Annotated in this window: 1 protein-coding gene; it reads right to left on the reverse strand. The window is 67.5% G+C overall.

What is annotated here, in order from left to right; all coding sequences use genetic code 11:
- A partial coding sequence (locus tag D7X55_RS46455; protein WP_199747419.1) for a PDC sensor domain-containing protein occupies window positions 1-446 on the reverse strand: 446 nt, incomplete at both ends.

Raw genomic sequence — 446 nt, forward strand, 5'->3', positions numbered from 1 at the left:
GTACAGCAGGCGGCCATGGCGGTCGACCACGTACAGGTAGGAGCCGTCGCGGTAGTAGTGCTTGCCCAGCAGCGTATGCAGCGCGCTGCGCTGGCGCAGGTACAGGGTGCCGCTGACGTAGCCGCGATAGTGGCCCTGGCGGTCGAAGATCGGGTGCGACAGCGAGACCAGCAGCTTGCCTGTGGTCGACTGGTACGGGTCGCTGATCATCGGCTGGCGTGCGGCCAATGCGGCATTGTTGCCGACGCTGTGCAGGATCTCGCCCTGCAGCTGCAGGGTCTGCGGCGAGGTGGCGATCACCAGGCCGTCGGCGTCCACCACCAGCGAGGAATTGAAGCTGTTGGTCTGCAGCTGCAGGCGGCTGGCCTCGTCCTGTGCCTGTGCCGGATCGAGGTCACTCTGGCCGAGCCGGGTGGCGGCGTAGGCCAGCTCCTGCTGTGCGGCCA

This window comes from Corallococcus sp. AB049A (assembly GCF_003668885.1).
Lineage (GTDB): Bacteria > Myxococcota > Myxococcia > Myxococcales > Myxococcaceae > Corallococcus > Corallococcus interemptor.